A 21,326-nucleotide genomic window follows, 5' to 3' on the forward strand; every position below is an offset into this window, starting at 1 on the left:
TGCCAGGCCGCGTCCGGCCTAGTCCCACGACCCCCGAGCCCTAGGCAGCATCCCGATCTCCGCCAGATCCTCCGACGTGAGCCGCAGCTCCGCCGCCCCCGCGTTCTCCACCACCCACCGCTCCCGCTTCGCCCCCGGCACCGGCACCACGTGCCGCCCCCGGGACAGGACCCATGCCAGGGCCACCTGGGCCGGAGTGACCTCGGGGCCATGGCGTCGGGCGACGCGGCGCAGGCCCGCCACGATGGGCTGGTTCGCCGCCATCATCTCGGCCGTGAACCGGGGGTGGCGGGCGCGGACGTCGTCCGGTTCGAAGCCCTCGCCGGGGGTGAGGGTGCCGGTGAGGAAGCCGTTGCCCAGGGGCATCGCGGCCAGGAAGCCGATGCCGCGCGCCTCGCACCACGGGAGCAGCTCGTCCAGGGCCTCCGGCGACCACACCGACAGCTCCGCCTGCACCGCGCTCACCGGGAAGACCTGCTGGATCCGCCGAAGCTGCCGGAGCGTGCCGTCGTGCAGGCCCGCCCCCGACCGGCGTCCGCCGCGCGCCCCGACCGCGCACATGCCCAACGCCCGTACCTTGCCCGCCTGCACCAGCTCGGCCATCGCGCCCCAGGTCTCCTCGACCGGGACCTCGGGGTCGGAGCGGTGCAGCTGGTACAGGTCGATGACGTCCGTCTGGAGCCGCCGCAGCGAGGCGTCGCAGGCCCGTTTCACATACCCGGGGCGGCCGTTGGCGACGATGTGCTGCTCGCCGACCAGCAGTCCGACCTTGGTCGACACGAAGGCGTCCGACCGACGCTCCTTCAACACCCGCCCCAGCAACAGCTCGTTGGTGAACGGGCCGTACATGTCGGCGGTGTCCAGCAGCGTCGACCCCAGATCGAGCGCCCGGTGCACGGCCCTCAGCGACTCGTCACCGCGCTGCCGCGACGTGCTGTAGGCCCAGCTCATCGGCATGCACCCGAGTCCGACAGCCCCCACCGCGAGCGCCGCCGCGCCGATCGTCCTGCGCTCCACCTGGCCGTAACCCTCCCTCTTCCGGCACCCCAACCTAACCTCTGCTCTCCCGCGTACCTGACATAGCCTCCGGAGCATGACTGCTGACGTGTGGCTTCCCATCCCGCCGGACGAGATCGAGGGGCTCCCGGAGGGTCCGCAGTACCGTTTCTGGGACGGTGCCGAGGACTTCCCCGCCGACCCCGCCGACTGCGCCTTCTACGTCGTCCCCTACATGAAGCCGGCGGGCCTCGGACAGCGCCCGCTGGCGCACATGAGCAACGTCGAGGTCGTGCAGACCCTGTCCGCCGGCACCGACCACGTCGAGCCGGGCCTGAAGCACCTGCACCCCGGCGTCCGGCTCTGCAACGCCCGCGGTGTGCACGAGGCGAGCACCGCCGAACTCACCCTCACGCTGATCCTGGCCTCGCTGCGCGGCATCCCTGACTTCGTGCGCGCCCAGGACAAGGGGGAGTGGCTCGGCGGCTTCCGGCCCGCGCTCGCCGACAAGAGCGTCCTCATCGTCGGCTACGGCTCCATCGGCGCCGCGATCGAGGACCGGCTCGCGCCGTTCGAGCTCGCGCGGGTGGCGCGCGTCGCGCGCTCCGAGCGCACCACGGCGCGCGGTCCGGTGCACCCACTCACCCAACTTCCCGCCCTGTTGCCCGAGGCGGACGTCGTCGTGCTGTCCACACCGCTCACCGAGACCACCCGTCACCTGGTCGACGCGGGCTTCCTGGCCCGTATGAAGGACGGCGCCCTGCTGGTGAACGTGGCCCGCGGCCCGGTCGTCGACACCAAGGCCCTGCTCGCCGAGCTGGACACCGGCCGCATCACCGCCGCCCTCGACGTCACCGACCCCGAACCCCTGCCCCCCGCGCACCCGTTGTGGCACGCGCCCGGCGTCCTCATCAGCCCCCACGTGGGCGGACCCACGTCCGCGTTCATGCCCCGCGCCAAGCGGCTGCTGGCCGACCAGTTGCGCCGCTTCGTGAACCGGGAGCCGTTGCGCAACGTGATCCTTACGACGGGCGGTCCCACCGGCCCGTCGGGCAACGCAACAACGACGTAATCCGGTTCGGGTACCCTCCGCAATCCTCCGGACGCGGTCCGTGCCCGCATCCCCGCTGGTCGTCACGGAGCGTAGAGAACCTATGTCCCTGAGTGACGAGACTGGTGTATCGTCCCGACAGGGGCTGCGCCGCGCACCGTTCGGCGCCGGGGATGGACATTTCAGACTGTGAGGGGGGCGACGGGCGATGCACGGCCTATGGACCAACGATCCGACGCGGCGGGGCCGCCGGCGGCGACCCTGGCGCACTTCCGCGCGCAGACGAGGCCGCCACGGCAGCCACGGCCAGCACAGCCATCACCACCCTCACCGCAGGCACAGCGGCCGCCGCAGGAACACACACCCGGCCCGCCGGGACCCGCGGGACGCGGGGGCGGCCCGGACCGGGAGGGACCGGTGAGCTCGCCGCCTCCCACCACCCTCAACGGCGCGTTGCGGGTGCGTCCCACGTCGGGGGTGCTGCCCCGGCCGCCGTCCTCCGGCGCCGGGCGCGGCATGGTCCCCCAGCTCGTCCTGGCCGTGGTCTGCGCGGGATACGCCGTCGGTGCCGCGCTCGGCTGGGGTTCGGCACAACTCGCCCTGATCATGGGCGACTTCGGACTGAGCGCCGCCGCCGCGGTGGCCGCCGTGAGCTGCCTGCTGCACGCCCGCAGCCGCCGCGTCCGCTTTCGTCCCGCCTGGCTGCTGTTCGCCCTCTCCTCGCTGATGGCGTCCCTCGGCAACCTGGTCTGGGGATGGTACGAGGTCGTACTCGGGCGGCCCGTACCCAGTCCCAGCTACGCCGACCTGTTCTTCCTGTGCTTCGCCCCGCCCGCCATCGTGGGCCTGCTGGTGCTCGCCAAACGCCCGGTGACCAAGGCCGGTTGGGTCTGCCTGGGGCTGGACGCCTGGCTGATCGGCGGCTCCCTGCTCACCCTGTCCTGGAGCCTCGCCCTGGCCCAGACCGCGGCCCAGTCCGAGGCGACGAGCGTGTCGCACACCGCGCTCTCGCTGGCCTACCCGCTGCTGGACATCGCCCTGGTCAGCATGGTGCTCGCGCTGCACTTCCGGCGCTCGGCGGTCAACCGCACCGCGGTCAACACCGCCATCGGCGCGCTCGCGCTGACCGTGATGTGCGACGCCCTGTTCACCTCACCGCTGCTGCACAACAGCTACCGCTCCGGTCAACTCCTCGACGCGGGCTGGTTCGCCGGCTCCCTGCTGCTCGCCTACGCCCCCTGGGCCACGCCCCGGCACGGCGACCCCGAGCGGCCGGAGAGCGAGGGGTACACGCGCGTGGTGCACGAGCACGTGCCGGGGCAGCAGGGGCCGCGCGGCGGCGCCCACCACCACCCGCCCGCGCAGGGAGGTGATCACAGCCGCTACCCGGCGGCCCGCCCCATCGCCGGCTCACTGGCCGCGCTCACGCCCTATCTCGCGGCCGCCGTCTGCACGTTGGGGATCCTCTACAACGTCCTCAACGGCCGCAGCGTCGACCGCGTCGTGCTCCTCACCGGCGGCACCGTCGTGCTCGCCCTCGTGATGCGCCAGGGCATCATGCTGATCGACAACATCACCCTCACCCAGGAACTGGCCCAGAAGGAGAACCACTTCCGCTCCCTGGTGCAGGGCTCCAGCGACGTCATCATGATCGCCGCCCCGAACGGCATCCTGCGCTACGTCTCCCCGGCCGCCGCCGGTGTCTACGGCCGCTCCGCCGAGGAACTGGTGGGCACCGAACTGGCCAACCTCATCCACCCGGAGGACCTGGGCTGCGTGGTGCACGAGGTGCGTCGGTTCCTCGCCGCCAGCCCGGGCGAGGAACCGACCACCCGCATCGAGTGCCGCTTCCGCTCCGGGGACGGCGGCTGGCTGAACGTCGAGTCCACCGTCAACCGTCACCACGGTGGACTCATCTTCAACAGCCGCGACGTCACCGAACGCGTCCGCCTCCAGGCGCAGCTCCAGCACAACGCCGAGCACGACCCGCTCACCGACCTGCCCAACCGCGCCCTGTTCACCAAGCGCGTGCAGCAGGCCCTGTCCGGGCGCCGCGCCTCCGACCGCGGTGCCGCCCTGCGCGGCACCGCCGTCCTCTTCATCGACCTCGACGGCTTCAAGGCCGTCAACGACACGATCGGGCACCAGGCCGGGGACGAGCTGCTCGTCCAGGCCGCCCGGCGGCTCCAGGAGGCGGTGCGGCACGGCGACACCGCCTCCAGACTGGGCGGCGACGAGTTCGCCGCACTGATCGTCGGGGACGGCACCCGGGACCGCGCCGCACGGGAGCGCAACATCCTGGAGCTCGCCGACCGCCTGAGGGTCACGCTGTCGCAGCCGTACAGCATCGACGGCAACGATGTCCGGGTCGCCGCCTCCATCGGCGTCGCCTTCGCCGAGCCCGGCCTCGGCGCGGGTGAGCTGCTGCGCAACGCCGACCTGGCGATGTACCGCGCCAAGGCGGCCGGCAAGGGCCGGGTGGAGCTGTACAAGCCGCAGATGCAGCAGGACGTCGTACGCAAGGCCGAGCTGGCGACCCGGCTGCGGGCCGCGCTGCACGACGGCGAGTTCGTCCTGCTGCACCAGCCGGTGGTGTCCCTGGAGGACGGCCGGATCACCTCGGTCGCCGCCCAGGCGCGCTGGCGGTCCTCGCAGGGCGTGCTGTTCACGCCCGCCGAGTTCCTGCGGGTCTCCGAGGACAGCGACAGGACGGCCGAGCTGGGCCGCTGGATGCTCCAGGAGGCCGTGGAACTGGCCGCCGAGCGCACCGCCACCGGCGTCTCGGTACCGGTCTGCGTCCGGATGAGCGCACGCCGCCTGCTGGACCGCTCGATGCCGCTGGACTCCATCGAGGCCCTGCTCACCCGGCACGGGCTGCCCTCGGGCGGCCTGGTGATCGAGCTCTCCGACACCGACGTCCGTACGTCCCTGGACGAGCTGGAGCGCAGGCTGAGCGCGCTGCGGCGGCTCGGGGTGCGGATCGCGCTGGACGGCTTCGGCACCGGCTGCGGGGCGATCACCGCGCTGCGCAGGCTCCCCGTGGACATCCTCAAGCTCGACCGCGGTCTGGTGGACGGGGTCGTGGAGTCCGCGCGGCTGCACAAGATCACCAGCGGGCTGCTGCGGATCGCGGCCGATCTGGGGCTGCAGTCCGTGGCCGACGGGGTGGACCTGCCCGAGCAGGTGGTGGCGCTGCGCGCCATGGGCTGCACCCACGGGCAGGGCATGGCCTTCTCCGGTCCGCTGGACGAGTACCGCCTGCGCAGAGCGCTCGGATCCGGCCACTATCCGGTCCCGCACGGCCCCGTGGAGCCCGCGTTCGCGGGTGTCCGGGAGCCCCGTGGAGTGCCCGCCGTACTGGGCGGCGGCCGTTCACATAATGAGACTCCCGTCCCACCACCTTGACACACGGTGCGTGCCGGGGGGAGGGTCAGTGCCATGCGCACCCGAATTCTCGTACTTGGAAAGCGCGTCGGCTGACGCTGAGCCTTGACCGCTCAGCGACCCACTCCGGCGCGCTCCCCTCGCTTGCCTTACGGCACGAGGGGTTTTTTGTTGCACCAGCACCCGTCGTACACCGCACAAACTTCGCAAAAACCCTCAGCATCGAGAAGAGAATGCCGATGACCGAGCAGGCCACCGGGGCCCATCATCCGCAGCCGCGGCCCCGTTCCGGAGGACAGCAGTCCGCGCCCGAGCACGTCACGGGAGCGCAGTCCCTCATCCGCTCTCTTGAGGAGGTCGGCGCCGACACGGTATTCGGCATTCCCGGCGGTGCGATCCTCCCGGCGTACGACCCGCTGATGGACTCCACGAAGGTGCGGCACGTCCTGGTCCGGCACGAGCAGGGTGCGGGCCACGCGGCCACCGGATACGCGCAGGCCACCGGCAAGGTCGGTGTCTGCATGGCCACCTCCGGCCCCGGTGCCACCAACCTGGTCACCCCGATCGCCGACGCGCACATGGACTCCGTGCCGCTGGTCGCGATCACCGGCCAGGTCGCCTCCAAGGCGATCGGCACCGACGCCTTCCAGGAGGCGGACATCGTCGGCATCACCATGCCGATCACCAAGCACAACTTCCTGGTCACCAAGGCCGAGGACATCCCGCGGGTGATCGCGCAGGCGTTCCACATCGCCGCCACCGGCCGCCCCGGCCCGGTCCTGGTCGACATCGCCAAGGACGCCCTCCAGGCGCAGACCACCTTCTCCTGGCCGCCCACCATGGACCTGCCCGGCTACCGGCCCGTCACCAAGCCGCACGCCAAGCAGATCCGCGAGGCCGCCCGGCTGATCACCTCCGCCAGGCGCCCCGTCCTCTACGTCGGCGGCGGTGTGCTGAAGGCGTCCGCCACGGCCGAGCTGAAGGTCCTGGCCGAGCTGACCGGCGCCCCCGTCACCACCACCCTGATGGCGCTCGGCGCGTTCCCCGACAGCCACCCGCAGCACCTGGGCATGCCCGGTATGCACGGCTCGGTGGCCGCCGTCACCGCGCTGCAGAAGGCCGACCTGATCGTCGCCCTCGGCGCCCGCTTCGACGACCGCGTCACCGGCAAACTGGACAGCTTCGCCCCGTACGCCAAGATCGTCCACGCGGACATCGACCCGGCCGAGATCGGCAAGAACCGCGCCGCCGACGTGCCGATCGTGGGCGACGCCCGCGAGGTCATCGCCGATCTGATCCAGGCCGTGCAGAAGGAGCACAGCGAGGGTCACCAGGGCGAGTACGAGGCCTGGTGGAAGGACCTCAACCGCTGGCGCGAGACCTACCCGCTCGGCTACGACCAGCCCGAGGACGGCTCCCTGTCCCCGCAGCAGGTCATCCAGCGCATCGGCCAGCTCGCCCCCGAGGGCACGATCTTCGCGGCGGGCGTCGGCCAGCACCAGATGTGGGCCGCCCACTTCATCCAGTACGACAAGCCCGCCACCTGGCTGAACTCCGGCGGCGCCGGAACCATGGGCTACGCGGTCCCGGCCGCGATGGGCGCCAAGGCCGGCGCGCCGGACCAGACGGTCTGGGCGATCGACGGCGACGGCTGCTTCCAGATGACCAATCAGGAGCTGACCACCTGCGCCCTGAACAACATCCCGATCAAGGTCGCCGTCATCAACAACGGCGCCCTCGGGATGGTCCGCCAGTGGCAGACCCTGTTCTACAACCAGCGGTACTCCAACACCGTGCTGCACTCCGGCCCGGACGACGTCAACCCGCAGGCCCGCGGCACCCGCGTCCCCGACTTCGTGAAGCTGTCCGAGGCCATGGGCTGCTACGCGATCCGCTGCGAGGACCCCGCCGACCTCGACAAGGTGATCGAGGAGGCGAACTCCATCAACGACCGCCCCGTCGTCATCGACTTCGTCGTCCACGAGGACGCCATGGTGTGGCCGATGGTCGCCGCCGGCACCTCCAACGACGAGATCATGGCCGCCCGGGACGTCCGCCCCGACTTCGGCGACAACGAAGACGACTGAGCGAGAGAGACGTAGAAGATCATGTCCAAGCACACGCTCTCGGTCCTGGTGGAGAACACGCCCGGCATCCTGGCGCGGATCGCCGCCCTGTTCTCCCGCCGCGGCTTCAACATCGACTCGCTCGCGGTCGGTGTCACCGAGCACCCCGACATCTCCCGTATCACCATCGTGGTGAGCGTGGACGATCTGCCGCTGGAGCAGGTGACCAAGCAGCTCAACAAGCTCGTCAACGTGCTGAAGATCGTCGAGCTGGAACCCGGTTCGGCCGTTCAGCGCGAACTCGTTCTGGTGAAGGTGCGCGCCGACAACGAGACGCGCTCCCAGATCGTGGAGATCGTCCAGCTGTTCCGCGCCAAGACCGTGGACGTCTCGCCCGAGGCCGTGACGATCGAGGCCACCGGTTCCAGCGACAAGCTGGAGGCCATGCTGAAGATGCTGGAGCCCTTCGGCATCAAGGAACTGGTCCAGTCCGGCACGATCGCGATCGGCCGCGGCGCGCGTTCGATCACCGACCGGTCGCTGCGCGCCCTCGACCGTTCGGCATAACGACGGATCCGGGCGGCCGGGACACACCGGCCGCCCGTATACCGAGACCCTGAAACTTCACTTCCGCCCGCCGTCATACGGTGGGACGCAACACCTGCACCCAAGGAGAGAACCCAAAGTGGCCGAGCTGTTCTACGACGCCGACGCCGACCTGTCCATCATCCAGGGCCGCAAGGTCGCGGTCATCGGTTACGGCAGCCAGGGCCACGCCCACGCGCTGTCGCTCCGTGACTCGGGTGTCGACGTGCGCGTCGGTCTGCACGAGGGCTCCAAGTCCAAGGCGAAGGCCGAGGAGCAGGGCCTGCGCGTCGTGACGCCGTCCGAGGCCGCCGCCGAGGCCGACGTCATCATGATCCTGGTCCCGGACCCGATCCAGGCCCAGGTCTACGAGGAGCACATCGCCCCGAACCTCAACGACGGCGACGCCCTGTTCTTCGGCCACGGCTTCAACATCCGCTTCGGCTTCATCAAGCCCCCGGCCGGCGTCGACGTCTGCATGGTCGCCCCGAAGGGCCCGGGCCACCTGGTCCGCCGCCAGTACGAGGAGGGCCGCGGCGTTCCCTGCATCGCCGCCGTCGAGCAGGACGCCTCCGGCAACGCCTTCGCGCTCGCCCTGTCCTACGCCAAGGGCATCGGCGGCACCCGCGCCGGCGTCATCAAGACGACCTTCACCGAGGAGACCGAGACCGACCTGTTCGGTGAGCAGGCCGTCCTCTGCGGTGGCACCGCCGCCCTGGTCAAGGCCGGTTTCGAGACGCTGACCGAGGCCGGCTACCAGCCGGAGATCGCGTACTTCGAGTGCCTGCACGAGCTGAAGCTGATCGTGGACCTCATGTACGAGGGCGGCCTGGAGAAGATGCGCTGGTCGATCTCGGAGACCGCCGAGTGGGGCGACTACGTCACCGGCCCGCGGATCATCACCGACGCCACCAAGGCCGAGATGAAGAAGGTCCTCGCCGAGATCCAGGACGGCACCTTCGCGCAGGCGTGGATGGACGAGTACCACGGCGGTCTGAAGAAGTACAACGAGTACAAGAACGCGGACTCCGAGCACCTGCTGGAGACCACCGGCAAGGAGCTGCGCAAGCTCATGAGCTGGGTGAACGAGGAGGCGTAAGCCTCATGCGCAACAGGGCCGGAGCAGCCGCTCCGGCCCTGTTGTCCACCGCGTCCAACCACGGACGGGTGATCCTTACGAGGAGGCGTGAGACCGCCTCCGCCACGGCACTACACTGCCGTACTACATACGCGTCAGGCCCACAGCGTCGTGCGTCTTCCACGCGGCAAGCCCCCCTCCACCGCCTGCGGCCGTCGGGACGGCCGTCCGCATCGCACATGTGAGGACTCACGTGAGCTCGAAACCCGTCGTACTCATCGCTGAAGAGCTGTCGCCCGCGACTGTCGACGCGCTTGGCCCCGACTTCGAGATCCGCCACTGCAACGGCGCCGACCGGGCGGAACTGCTTCCGGCCATCGCCGACGTGGACGCGATCCTGATCCGTTCGGCCACCAAGGTCGACGCCGAGGCCATCGCAGCCGCCAACAGGCTGAAGGTCGTCGCGCGAGCCGGCGTCGGCCTGGACAACGTCGACGTCTCCGCCGCCACCAAGGCCGGCGTGATGGTCGTCAACGCCCCCACCTCCAACATCGTGACCGCCGCCGAGCTGGCCTGCGGTCTGATCCTCGCCACCGCCCGCAACATCCCGCAGGCCAACGCCGCGCTGAAGAACGGCGAATGGAAGCGGAGCAAGTACACGGGCGTAGAGCTGGCCGAGAAGACCCTCGGTGTCGTCGGCCTCGGCCGCATCGGCGCCCTGGTCGCCCAGCGCATGTCCGCCTTCGGCATGAAGGTCGTCGCCTACGACCCCTACATCCAGCCGGCCCGCGCCGCGCAGATGGGCGTCAAGGTGCTGTCCCTGGACGAGCTGCTGGAGGTCTCCGACTTCATCACCGTCCACCTGCCGAAGACCCCCGAGACGGTCGGCCTGATCGGCGACGAGGCACTGCGCAAGGTCAAGCCGAGCGTGCGCATCGTCAACGCCGCGCGCGGCGGGATCGTCGACGAGGAGGCGCTGTACTCCGCCCTCAAGGAGGGCCGGGTCGCCGGTGCCGGTCTCGACGTGTACGCCAAGGAGCCCTGCACGGACTCCCCGCTGTTCGAGTTCGACCAGGTCGTGTGCACCCCGCACCTCGGCGCCTCCACCGACGAGGCGCAGGAGAAGGCCGGTATCGCCGTCGCCCGCTCGGTGCGCCTCGCGCTCGCCGGTGAGCTGGTCCCGGACGCGGTCAACGTCCAGGGCGGTGTGATCGCCGAGGACGTCAAGCCGGGTCTGCCGCTCGCCGAGCGCCTGGGCCGGATCTTCACCGCGCTCGCCGGTGAGGTCGCGGTCCGCCTGGACGTCGAGGTCTACGGCGAGATCACCCAGCACGACGTGAAGGTGCTGGAGCTGTCCGCCCTCAAGGGTGTCTTCGAGGACGTCGTCGACGAGACGGTCTCCTACGTCAACGCCCCGCTGTTCGCGCAGGAGCGCGGCGTCGAGGTGCGGCTGACCACCAGCTCGGAGTCGGCCGACCACCGCAACGTCGTCACCGTGCGCGGCACGCTCGGCAACGGCGAGGAGGTCGCGGTCTCCGGCACGCTGGCCGGCCCCAAGCACCTGCAGAAGATCGTCGCGGTCGGCGAGTACGACGTCGACCTCGCACTCGCCGACCACATGGTGGTGCTGCGCTACGAGGACCGCCCCGGTGTCGTCGGCACCGTCGGCCGCGTCCTCGGCGAGGCGGGCATCAACATCGCCGGTATGCAGGTCGCCCGCGCGGCGGCCGGCGGCGAGGCCCTGGCCGTGCTGACCGTGGACGACACGGTCCCGGCGGCGGTGCTGGCCGAGCTGTCCGAGGAGATCGGGGCCACCTCGGCCCGCGCGGTCAACCTCGTCTGAGGTTCCGGTACGGACAGGACGCCGGACCGGCTGATCGCTCAGCCGGTCCGGCGTCCGTCGTTTCCGCACCCGGCTCACACGCCGGAGGGACTGAGCGCCTCCTCGTGCTCCTCCCGCACCCTGATCCGCCGCAGCGTCATGGCTCCCAGCACCGCCGCCGCGAACAGCAGCACCGCCCCCGCCACGGCCGCCGCCTGCATCCCCGCCGTGAACGCCTCCCGCGCCGCCGACGCCAGGGCCTCTCCCGTGCGCCCCGGCATCCCCTCGGCCACCGCCAGCGCACCGCCCAGCGTCTCGCGTGCCGGCTCCGGCGTGCCGTCCGGCAGATCGGCGCGGTAGACGGCCGTACCGATGGACCCCAGCGCGGCCATGCTCAGGGCGCCGCCGAACTCGGTTCCGGTCTCCATCAGCGAGGAGGCCGTGCCCGCCTGCTCCACCGGCGCCGCGCTCAGGGCGAGGTCGGTGAGCTGGGACATCACGGCGACGATCCCGCAGGCCAGCACGGCACACGCGGCCAGCAGCAGCCACATGTCGTGCGCGTCGGTCAGCGCCAGCAGCAGATAACCGGACGCGGCGATCGCGAAGCCCCCGGCGACCACATGGGCGCGCGCCACGCCCCGCTGCACCAGCCCGGCCGCGACCGGCGCCGCGGCCCCGATGGGCAGTGAGGGAAGCAGACTCCACAGCGCCGCCTCCAACGCGCTCTTGTCGAGCACGGACTGAAGGTACTGGGTGGTGAAGTACGCCGAGCCCATCATCCCGAAGGCGGAGACCAGGTTGAGCACGACCGCCGGGCCGAAGCCGGGGATCCGGAACAGGGCGGGCGGGATCAGCGGTGAGGCCGCGGTGCGCTGCCGGTGCACGAAGAGCGTCGCGAAGAGCAGACCGACGGTGACCGAGACGACGTGGCCGACGTTCCAGCCGTTGGCGGCGATCTCCTTCAGTCCGTAGATCACGGGCAGCACGGCGGCCATGGACAGCGGCACGCTCACCCAGTCGAAGCGGCCGGGCGCGGGGTTCCGGGACTCGGGCAGCAGGACCGGTCCGAGCAGCAGGAGCAGAACCATCGCGGGCAGGTTGACCAGGAAGACCGAGCCCCACCAGAAGTGCTCCACGAGCACCCCGCTCATCACCGAGCCGAGCGCGATCCCTGCGGTCATCACGCCGGACCACACCCCGATCGCCTTGGTGCGCTGCCCGGGGTCGGTGAACATCGTGCGCACCAGCGCCATCGTGCTCGGCATCAGGGTCGCGCCGCCGATGCCGAGCACCGCGCGGGCGGCGATCAGGGTCACGGCGCTGTCCGCGTACGCGGCCACCAGGGACGCGCCGCCGAAGGCCGCCGCGCCGAACAGCAGCAGCCGGCGCCGGCCGATCCGGTCGCCGAGCGAGCCCATCGTCATCAGCAGACCGGCCAGGACGAAGCCGTAGATGTCGAAGATCCACAGCTGCTGGGTGCTGCTCGGTTCCAGGTCGGCGCTGATCGCGGGGATCGCGAAGTAGAGGACCGAGACATCCATCGAGACCAGCAGCAGCGGCAGCATCAGCACGCCGAGGGCGGTCCATTCACGGCGTCCGGCGCGTGCGGTCGGTGCGGTGTTCATCGTCATGACGGTGAATGTACGCGCGTCTTAAACGAGTGTCTAGAACGTTTGTATAAGACGGCCGTATGGGACGGCTGTATGGGCGGGCGGTAGGGTGGCCCGCATGGGACACCGTGAGGATCTGCTCGAAGGCGCCAAGCGCTGCCTGCTGGCGAAGGGCTTCGCGCGGACGACCGCGCGCGACATCGTCAAGGAGTCGGGGACCAACCTGGCGTCGATCGGCTACCACTACGGCTCGAAGGACGCCCTGCTCGCCGAGGCCTACCTCGCCCTGGTCAGCGACCTCTCCGACGCCTTCGAGGGGCAGGGCGGCGGCATCACCTCCGCGCCGGGCTCGATCGAGCGGTTCCGGGAGGTGTGGTCGAACATCATCGGCACCATGCGGGAGCCCGGTTCGATGTGGCGGCTGAGCGTGGAGATCGTCGCGATGGGCGACCAACTGCCCGTGGTGCGCGACCACTTGGCGCAGCAGCAGCGCGACGCCGAACGGGCCCTGGTCGCCCTCTTCACGGGCGCCCCCGAGGCGGAGATCCCGGACAAGCGGCTGGACACCCTGGGCCGCTTCTACACCACCCTGATGACGGGCCTGATCGCCCAGTGGAACTTCGACCCCGAACGCGCCCCCGACGCCGACGCGCTCACCGAGGGGCTGAAGGAGCTCATCGAGGCGGCCAACGCCGCCTAGAGCCGCGCCCCCTTCAGCGCCATGTGCAGCAGCAGCCGGTCCTCCCCGTCGTCCAGGTCCAGGCCCGTCAGCTGCTCGACGCGGGAGAGGCGGTAGTACAAGGTCTGCCGGTGGATGCCGAGTTCGGCGGCGGTGCGCGCCGCCTGTCCGGCGCAGTCCAGGTAGACCTCGGCGGTGCGGGCCAGTTCGCGGTGGGCGGGGGAGAGCAGCGGGGTCACCGCCGGGTCCTGGGCCGCTTCGGACGGCAGCGCCGTGAGCAGGCGGTACGGGCCGATGCGGGCCCACTCCGCGACCGGCCCGAGGCGGGGCTCGGCCAGCACCGCGCGGGCCGCCGCCGACGCCTCCCGCCAGGCCTCCCCGAGTTCCGCGAGCCCGGTCCGCGCGGCGGAGATACCGGCACCCCCACCACCGCCCGCCCGCTCCAGCAGGCGCCCGGCCGCCGAGGTCGCCGGGGTCGGCGTCTGCGCGGACCGCAGCCGGATCAGCAGCGCCAGACAGTGGCCCGACGCGCCCCACGGCACCGTGCACAGAGCCGTCGCGCCCGGCACCGTGCGCACCGAGGGCGCGTCGTCCGGGTCGGCCGAGGGCCAGGGGGCCACGCAGACCACCGTGTGCAGGGAGTCGGCGCGGGTGCCGAGGGCGGTGCGCAGTTCGGCGATCGCCATGTCGCGCTGCCAGCCCCGTTCGGCGCTCAGCACGGCCCGCAGCTCCCGGCTGAGGTCGGCGCCGTGCTGGGCCTCGTCGGCGAGCAGGTCGCCGATGCGGACGGTGACGTCCATGGCGGCGGCGAGCTGGCGGTCGGTGGGGCCGGGCTCGCTGTCCAGGAGCCAGACGTAGCCGAGGACGACACCCCGATGGCGTACGGGCAGACAGATCCGGCCGCGGTAGACGCCTGCCTCCGGGGTCGGCGGGATGCGGACCGGCGCGGTCGCGCGGGTGATGCCGAAGCCCTCGAACCAGGAGCGGACGGCCGCCGTGGAGCGGCGGGTCAGGATCGAGCGGGTGCGCACCGGGTCCAGCGCGGAGGCGTCCAGCGCGTCCTCGCTGTCGTAGGCACCGAAGGCGATCAGCTCGAAGTCGCGGTTCTCCAGGGTCGCCGGGGCGCCCAGCAGCTGAGAGATCTCGTCGACCAGCTCCTGGTAGTCGGCCTTGTATTCGGGCGTCACGCGGGCATTCTCCCTCATTTCCCGAGGGGCCTCATACATCTGTATGAGATCTGCGGCACGGATGCGTGACAGCTGTCGATGGCCGACGATCGGAGAGATCCTTAGGTTTCACGGTGGTTCTCCGTGCTGTTTCCCATGCGTTGGGTTTCGGCCTGTTTCTGATGGTTTGTGGAGGTGCCCCGTGCTGGGTCCCGTGATTCTCGCCGCGTCGCGCAGCGACCGGATGCGACGTCTGGTCTCGGCGGCCCCGGTCACCAAGCAGGTCGTGGACCGCTTCATCCCGGGCGAGACCGTGGACGAGATCGTCCCGATCATCGAGGACCTCACGGCCAAGGGCCTGGAGCTGACCATGGACGTGGTCGGCGAGGACATCACCACCCCCGAGCAGGCCGAGGCCGCCCGCGACGCCTACCTGGAGCTGATCGACCGGCTCAAGGGCCTGGAGCTGGGCACCCGCGCGGAGATGTCCGTGAAGCTGTCGATGTTCGGCCAGGCGCTGCCCGGCGGCCACGAGCTGGCGCTCGCCAACGTCCGCCCGGTCGTGGAGGCCGCCGCCGAGATCGGCACCACGGTCACCCTCGACGCCGAGGACCACACCACCCTCGACTCGATGTTCGCCATCCACGAGGAGCTGCGGAAGGACTTCCCGCAGACCGGCTGCGTGATCCAGGCGTACCTGTTCCGCACCGAGGCCGACGCCCGCCGGCTCGCCGCGAACGGCAGCCGCGTCCGGATCGTCAAGGGCGCCTACAAGGAGCCCGCCGAGGTCGCGTACCAGGACAAAGCCGAGATCGACAAGGCGTACGTCCGGATCACGCGCATCCTCATGGAGGGCTCCGGGTACCCGATGATCGGGTCCCACGATCCGCGCCTGATCACCATCGCCCAGGAGCTGGCCCGGCGCGCCGGACGCAAGCTCGACGAATACGAGTTCCAGATGCTCTACGGCATCCGCACCGAGGAACACCTCCGCCTGGCCGCCGAGGGCCACCGCATGCGCGTCTACACCGCGTACGGCACCGACTGGTACGGCTACTTCATGCGCCGCCTCGCCGAGAAGCCGGCGAACCTGCGGTTCTTTGCCCGCTCGATGATCAGCAAGGGGTGATGCGCTGGATGAGCCACGGCTGTCGGTCTCCGAGAAGCTTCGGAAACCAACAGTCGTAGCCCTGCGGCCGGCTGAGCCGGACCCAGATCCGTGGAAAGGAGTTACGGATCTCGTGACTCCGCCCCCGAAGGGGCTTCTCACGGCTCGCTACAGCGAGTTCGTGACGGTCAAGCCCTGACCGCTGCTCACCATACGCAACGGCTTCGGCTCCCTAGGGCTGAAGCCAGGGAATCACTCGGAAGAGGTAACCCATGGACGCTGTGACCCAGGTCCCCACCCCCGTCAACGAGCCGGTGCACGGCTACGCCCCCGGCTCGCCCGAGCGTGCCCGGCTGGAGGCCAAGCTCAAGGAGCTGGCCGACAACCCGATCGACCTGCCCTGCACCATCGGCGGTGAGAAGCGGATGGGCGGTGGCGAGGTCTTCCAGGTCGTGCAGCCGCACAACCACAAGGCCGTGCTCGGCACCTACCGCAACGCCACCCAGCAGGACGCGCGGGACGCCATCGACGCGGCCCTCGCCGCCGCCCCGGCCTGGCGCGCGATGTCCTTCGACGACCGCGCCGCGATCATCCTTCGCGCCGCCGAACTGCTGGCCGGACCCTGGCGCGAGACCCTGGCCGCCTCCACCATGCTCGGCCAGTCCAAGACCGCCCAGCAGGCCGAGATCGACACCCCCTGCGAGCTGGTCGACTTCTGGCGCTTCAACGTCGCCTACGCCCGCCAGATCCTGGCCGAGCAGCCCCCGGCCAACTCGCCGGGCGTGTGGAACCGTCTGGACCACCGCCCGCTGGAGGGCTTCGTCTACGCGATCACGCCGTTCAACTTCACGGCCATCGCGGGCAACCTGCCCACCGCCCCCGCCCTCATGGGCAACGTCGTGGTGTGGAAGCCGTCCCCGACCCAGACCCACGCCGCCGTGCTGCTGATGCGGCTGCTGGAGGAGGCCGGTCTGCCCAAGGGCGTCATCAACCTGGTCACCGGCGACGGCATCGAGGTCTCCAAGGTCGCCCTGGAGCACCGCGACCTCGCGGGCATCCACTTCACCGGCTCCACCAAGACCTTCCAGTACCTGTGGAAGACGGTCGGCGCCAACATCGAGAAGTACCGCTCGTACCCGCGTCTGGTCGGCGAGACCGGCGGCAAGGACTTCGTCGTCGCCCACCCGAGCGCCGACCGCGCCGTGCTGAAGACCGCGCTGACCCGCGGTGCCTTCGAGTACCAGGGCCAGAAGTGCTCGGCGACCTCCCGCGCCTACATCCCGGCGTCCATCTGGAACTCCGGTTTCAAGGAGGAGTTCGCCTCCGAGGTCGACTACATCACCATGGGTGACGTCACCGACCTGTCGAACTTCATCGGCGCCGTCATCGACGAGCGTGCCTTCGCCAAGAACAAGGCCGCCATCGACCGCGCCAAGCAGGACCCGACCTGCACGATCGTCGCGGGCGGCTCCTACGACGACTCCGTCGGCTACTTCGTCCGCCCGACCGTCATCGAGTGCAGCGACCCGGAGAACGAGGTGTTCACCACCGAGTACTTCGGCCCGATCCTCGCCGTGCACGTCTACGAGGACGACAAGTACGACGAGATGCTGGAGCAGATGGAGTCGGTGTCGGACTACGCGCTGACCGGCTCGGTCATCGCGAACGACCGCGCCGCCGCCGCGTACACGATGGAGAAGCTGCGCTACGCGGCCGGCAACTTCTACATCAACGACAAGTCGACCGGTGCCGTCGTCGGCCAGCAGCCCTTCGGCGGCGGCCGGGCCTCCGGCACCAACGACAAGGCCGGTGCCCCGCAGAACCTGATGCGCTGGACGCTGACCCGCGCCATCAAGGAGACGCTGGTCCCGCCGACCGACTACACCTACCCGCACATGGGCTGACACCCCGTCGCACGTGACAGGGGCCGGGCGCACTGCCCGGCCCCTGTCCTGTCGTTCCCGGGGGGGCGCTAGCCCGGCATCTCCGTGCGCTCCCACCACTCGTACACCGGCAGTTTCCCCTCCGGGGTGTCCGCCCGGCGCGAGGTCGGCCGGAAGTGCTCATAGCCGTTGCGCAGCTCGATCTTCACATCCGGTCCCGGGCTCGGGGTCGGCACGATCCGCTCGGGCAGATCGTCCGGCCCGCCTTCGAGAAACACCTTCGCCGTGTCGTTCATGCCGATCACCGTTCCCCTCTCGCCCACGGTAGTCCCCGGCCGGGCCCGGGGATCAGTCGAGTGGCCGAGTCCCCGCGGTCGCCGACAGCACCGTTCGATACTGGGGTCATGACCACCTCCCACGTCCTGCGCATCGTCCACACCGCCGACCTCACCCCGGCCGAACTGAAGACCCTGCGCGCCCTGTTGGACGACGCCTTCGACGGGGACTTCGCGGACGAGGACTTCGAGCACTGCCTCGGCGGACTGCACGCCATCGCCTACGAGGAGGGCGGGCGGCCCGTCGCGCACGGGGCCGTGGTCATGCGGCGGGTGCGGCACGCCGGGCGCTGGCTGCGCGTCGGGTACGTGGAAGGCGTCGGCGTCCGCGCCGGCCTGCGGCGCGCCGGACTCGGCGGGCGGGTCATGGCGGAGCTGGAGCGGGTCGTGGCGCAGGCATACGACGCCGGGATGCTCTCCGCCAGCGACGAGGGGGCCGCGCTGTACGCGGCGCGGGGCTGGCAGGTGTGGCCGGGACGCGTCTGCGTGCTCGGTACCGAGGGCGTGGTGCGGCTGCCGGAGGAGGAGGGGAGCACCTTCGTGCTGCCCGGACCCGCCGGTCAGCCGGACGTGGAACAGGACGCGGACCTGGTCTTCGACTGGCGCGACGGCGACGTGCTGTAACCCACACGGCATCGGCAAAACAGCAGGTCAGCGCGGTGGGGTCAGGGTTGCCGTCTCAGATAGTAGGAAGTCCGACTAATTGTGGAGACAGAAGCGCGCCCCTCCCTTAACTTTGTAGGAGCCGAACGTCTCGCTCGATCAAGCGAATGGCGGATGAGAGCCGGGCCCCGTGCAGGCAACCCCTGCGGCACCGCTCCCCGCCCACCCGGCGTCTCGTAACCCCTCTTTGCACTCCAGGAATTCGAAGGAGTCGATTCCTCATGGCCGAGACGACCGTCCGCCGCGTCCGTCACCACTCCCGTACGAGCGAGTCCGACCGCAAGAACGCCGCCGCCGCGCTCCAGCGCGCCCTCGACCGCCGTGACAACGGCGGTTCCACCGGCCACTGAGCCGCGCCGCCGCCCGAATCGCCGGGAGCCGCACCCGCGCGGGGTGCGGCGCGGGGCTCGCCCCTCGCGTCGCGCCCCGACACCGGATGTCCGTATCGCGGACACGGCATGTCATCCCCTGGGACGAGGAGTAGGGTGCCGACATGTCTCGCAGCATCAATCTCGCAGTGATCCCGGGTGACGGCATCGGCCAGGAGGTCGTGGCCGAAGGTCTCAAGGTCCTCTCCGCCGTCCTTCCTCAGGATGTGAAGCTGGAGACCAAGGACTACGACTTCGGCGCCCGGCGCTACCACGCCACCGGTGAGACCCTCACCGACGCCGACCTCGACGCCCTCAAGCAGCACGACGCCATCCTGCTCGGCGCCATCGGCGACCCCAGCGTCCCCTCCGGCGTCCTGGAGCGCGGCTTCCTGCTGAAACTGCGCTTCGCCTTCGACCACCACGTCAACCTGCGTCCGTCGAAGCTCCTCCCGGGTGTCGCCACCCCGCTGGCCGGCGAGCCGTCGATCGACTTCGTGGTCGTCCGCGAGGGCACCGAGGGCCCGTACACCGGCAACGGCGGCACCATCCGCAAGGGCACCCCGCACGAGGTCGCCACCGAGGTCTCCGTCAACACCGCGTTCGGTGTCGAGCGGGTCGTCCGGGACGCCTTCGCCCGCGCCCAGGCCCGGCCGCGCAAGAAGCTGGCGCTGATCCACAAGAACAACGTGCTGACCTTCGCCGGACACCTGTGGACGAACATCTTCAACCAGGTGGCCGAGGAGTTCCCCGAGGTCACCACCGAGTACATGCACGTCGACGCGGCGACCATCTACCTGGTCACCCAGCCCGAGCGGTTCGACGTGATCGTCACCGACAACCTCTTCGGCGACATCATCACCGACCTCGCCGCCGCCGTCTCCGGCGGAATCGGCGTCGCCGCCAGCGGGAACATCAACCCCTCCGGCGAGTACCCCTCGATGTTCGAGCCGGTCCACGGTTCCGCGCCCGACATCGCCGGCCAGGGCAAGGCCGACCCCACCGCCACCGTCCTGTCCGTCGCCCTGCTGCTGCGTCACCTCGGCTACGACGCCGAGGCCACCCGGATCGAGGAGGCGGTCTCCGCCGACCTCGCCGAGCGCACCGGCAAGCCCGCCCGCTCCACGACGGAGATCGGCGACGCGCTCGCGGTACGCGTAGCCGGCTGACCCGGTCGCGCGCCAAAGCCGCCGGGTCCTGAACGCCCGGCGGCTTTCCCATGTCCGCCGCCGGGTGGGACCATCGAACCCTGGGCCGCATTCACGCCGTTTCTTCCGCGGTGCCCCGCGCGCGATAATCGAACGCGGAGCCGCGGAATGAGGGAATGCTCGGACGTCCTAGCACTGGCCACTGGCAGTACGGGCGTGAGCGCGGCCCGTCACGACAACCGGTGAAGGACACACTCATGACGACGCCCACGATCGAGCTCAAGCCCTCCGCCAGCCCCCTCGCCGACGCCGAGCGCGCGGCGATCCTGGCCAATCCGGGGTTCGGCCGCCACTTCACCGATCACATGGTGACCATCAAGTGGACCGAGGGCCGCGGCTGGCACGACGGTCAGCTCGTCCCGTACGCGCCGATCCCGCTCGACCCGGCCACCATGGTCCTGCACTACGCGCAGGAGATCTTCGAGGGCCTGAAGGCCTACCGTCAGCCCGACGGCTCGGTCGCCACCTTCCGCCCGGACAAGAACGCCAAGCGCTTCCAGGCCTCCGCCCGGCGCCTGGGCATGCCGGAGCTGCCGGTCGAGACCTTCATCGAGGCGTGCGACGCGCTGGTCAAGCAGGACCAGGCCTGGGTCCCGGCGCACGGCGGTGAGGAGTCCCTCTACCTGCGTCCGTTCATGATCGCCACCGAGGTCGGCCTCGGGGTGAAGCCAGCCAACGAGTACCTGTTCCTGGTCATCGCCTCCCCGGCCGGCGCCTACTTCCCGGGCGGTGTCAAGCCGGTCTCCATCTGGGTCTCCGAGGACCACGTCCGCGCGGTGCCCGGCGGCATGGGCGACGCCAAGACCGGCGGCAACTACGCCGCGTCGCTGCTCGCGCAGGCGGAGGCGGCGGCCGAGGGCTGTGCCCAGGTCTGCTACCTCGACGCGGTCGAGCGCAAGTGGGTCGAGGAACTCGGCGGTATGAACCTGTACTTCGTGTACGGCAACAAGATCGTCACCCCGCGGCTGACCGGCTCCATCCTGGAGGGTGTCACCCGCGACTCCCTGCTCTCCGTCGCCCGTGACCTCGGTTACGAGGCCGAGGAGGGCCGTATCTCCGTCGACCAGTGGCAGCGCGACTCGGAGAACGGCACCCTGACCGAGGTGTTCGCCTGCGGTACGGCCGCGGTGATCACCCCGGTCGGCACGGTCAAGCGCACCGGCGCCGAGTGGCAGCAGAGCGGCGGCGAGCCCGGCGAGGTCACGCTCCGGCTCCGTCAGGCCCTGCTCGACATCCAGCGGGGTACGGCCGAGGACAAGCACGGGTGGATGCACCCGCTGGGCTGAGGCACCCGGCGCCGAGGCGGGCGTCCGGGGGCTGCCGC

17 protein-coding genes are annotated in these 21,326 nt (G+C 70.6%); 13 read left to right on the plus strand and 4 right to left on the minus strand.

What is annotated here, in order from left to right:
• Positions 1-18 precede the first annotated feature (18 nt).
• Entirely contained in the window at positions 19-1,017 is a 999-nt protein-coding gene (locus GA0115233_RS27435) for an aldo/keto reductase (protein WP_093722991.1), read from the minus strand.
• 76 nt (positions 1,018-1,093) lie between these two features.
• Here GA0115233_RS27435 and GA0115233_RS27440 point away from each other — a divergent pair, with 76 nt between their 5' ends.
• The 6 genes from GA0115233_RS27440 (at position 1,094) to serA (ending at position 11,003) form a co-directional block, all read left to right on the plus strand.
• Positions 1,094-2,068 (plus strand): 2-hydroxyacid dehydrogenase, encoded by a 975-nt coding sequence (locus GA0115233_RS27440; protein WP_093722992.1) that lies wholly within the window; start codon positions 1,094-1,096, stop codon positions 2,066-2,068.
• Positions 2,069-2,464: 396 nt separating this feature from the next.
• Positions 2,465-5,452: a putative bifunctional diguanylate cyclase/phosphodiesterase gene (locus GA0115233_RS27445; RefSeq protein ID WP_176711955.1), complete on the plus strand. Its 2,988-nt coding sequence runs from the start codon at positions 2,465-2,467 to the stop codon at positions 5,450-5,452.
• Positions 5,453-5,670: 218 nt separating this feature from the next.
• A complete protein-coding gene (locus GA0115233_RS27455; protein ID WP_176711956.1) occupies positions 5,671-7,518 on the plus strand; it encodes an acetolactate synthase large subunit in 1,848 nt (615 codons plus the stop codon).
• Positions 7,519-7,539: 21 nt separating this feature from the next.
• A complete protein-coding gene (gene ilvN, locus GA0115233_RS27460) occupies positions 7,540-8,064 on the plus strand; it encodes an acetolactate synthase small subunit (RefSeq protein ID WP_093722996.1) in 525 nt (174 codons plus the stop codon).
• Between the two features lie 118 nt (positions 8,065-8,182).
• Positions 8,183-9,181 carry a ketol-acid reductoisomerase gene (gene ilvC, locus GA0115233_RS27465; RefSeq protein WP_093722997.1) on the plus strand — a complete coding sequence of 333 codons (999 nt, stop codon included), beginning with the start codon at positions 8,183-8,185 and terminating at the stop codon, positions 9,179-9,181.
• A 232-nt stretch (positions 9,182-9,413) separates the two neighbouring features.
• Positions 9,414-11,003 carry a phosphoglycerate dehydrogenase gene (gene serA / locus GA0115233_RS27470; RefSeq protein ID WP_093722998.1) on the plus strand — a complete coding sequence of 530 codons (1,590 nt, stop codon included), beginning with the start codon at positions 9,414-9,416 and terminating at the stop codon, positions 11,001-11,003.
• 74 nt (positions 11,004-11,077) lie between these two features.
• Here serA and GA0115233_RS27475 read toward each other — a convergent pair whose 3' ends face one another.
• Positions 11,078-12,613, minus strand: a complete 1,536-nt coding sequence (locus GA0115233_RS27475; RefSeq protein ID WP_093722999.1) for an MFS transporter — start codon at positions 12,611-12,613, stop codon at positions 11,078-11,080.
• Positions 12,614-12,710: 97 nt separating this feature from the next.
• Between GA0115233_RS27475 and GA0115233_RS27480 the strand changes: the two genes are divergently transcribed.
• On the plus strand, positions 12,711-13,292 hold the full coding sequence (locus GA0115233_RS27480; RefSeq protein WP_093723000.1) for a TetR/AcrR family transcriptional regulator: 582 nt from the start codon (positions 12,711-12,713) through the stop codon (positions 13,290-13,292).
• Here the strand turns inward: GA0115233_RS27480 and GA0115233_RS27485 are convergent.
• Complete coding sequence (locus GA0115233_RS27485; RefSeq protein WP_093723001.1) at positions 13,289-14,476, minus strand: PucR family transcriptional regulator; 1,188 nt, start codon at positions 14,474-14,476, stop codon at positions 13,289-13,291. The two genes, GA0115233_RS27480 and GA0115233_RS27485, sit on opposite strands and share 4 nt — an antisense overlap.
• Positions 14,477-14,639: 163 nt before the next feature.
• On the opposite strand from GA0115233_RS27485, the gene GA0115233_RS27490 reads away from it, so the two are divergent.
• Positions 14,640-15,566, plus strand: a complete 927-nt coding sequence (locus tag GA0115233_RS27490) for a proline dehydrogenase family protein (protein ID WP_093723002.1) — start codon at positions 14,640-14,642, stop codon at positions 15,564-15,566.
• A 251-nt stretch (positions 15,567-15,817) separates the two neighbouring features.
• The gene (gene pruA / locus GA0115233_RS27495; protein ID WP_093723003.1) at positions 15,818-17,449 is read left to right on the plus strand and encodes an L-glutamate gamma-semialdehyde dehydrogenase; all 1,632 of its coding nucleotides are present in this window, start codon (positions 15,818-15,820) and stop codon (positions 17,447-17,449) included.
• Positions 17,450-17,517: 68 nt separating this feature from the next.
• Here the strand turns inward: pruA and GA0115233_RS27500 are convergent, their stop codons facing one another.
• Positions 17,518-17,724: a DUF5988 family protein gene (locus tag GA0115233_RS27500; protein ID WP_093723024.1), complete on the minus strand. Its 207-nt coding sequence runs from the start codon at positions 17,722-17,724 to the stop codon at positions 17,518-17,520.
• A 108-nt stretch (positions 17,725-17,832) separates the two neighbouring features.
• Here GA0115233_RS27500 and GA0115233_RS27505 point away from each other — a divergent pair, with 108 nt between their 5' ends.
• From GA0115233_RS27505 to GA0115233_RS27520, 4 genes are all read left to right on the plus strand, one after another.
• Positions 17,833-18,387 (plus strand): GNAT family N-acetyltransferase, encoded by a 555-nt coding sequence (locus GA0115233_RS27505; RefSeq protein WP_093723004.1) that lies wholly within the window; start codon positions 17,833-17,835, stop codon positions 18,385-18,387.
• A gap of 260 nt (positions 18,388-18,647) precedes the next feature.
• Positions 18,648-18,776 (plus strand): hypothetical protein, encoded by a 129-nt coding sequence (locus tag GA0115233_RS41925; protein WP_093723005.1) that lies wholly within the window; start codon positions 18,648-18,650, stop codon positions 18,774-18,776.
• Positions 18,777-18,919: 143 nt separating this feature from the next.
• A complete protein-coding gene (locus GA0115233_RS27515) occupies positions 18,920-19,963 on the plus strand; it encodes a 3-isopropylmalate dehydrogenase (RefSeq protein ID WP_093723006.1) in 1,044 nt (347 codons plus the stop codon).
• 236 nt (positions 19,964-20,199) lie between these two features.
• Entirely contained in the window at positions 20,200-21,288 is a 1,089-nt protein-coding gene (locus GA0115233_RS27520; protein ID WP_093723007.1) for a branched-chain amino acid aminotransferase, read from the plus strand.
• Positions 21,289-21,326 lie beyond the last annotated feature (38 nt).

This window comes from Streptomyces sp. DI166, from assembly GCF_900091315.1.
GTDB lineage: Bacteria > Actinomycetota > Actinomycetes > Streptomycetales > Streptomycetaceae > Streptomyces > Streptomyces fuscus.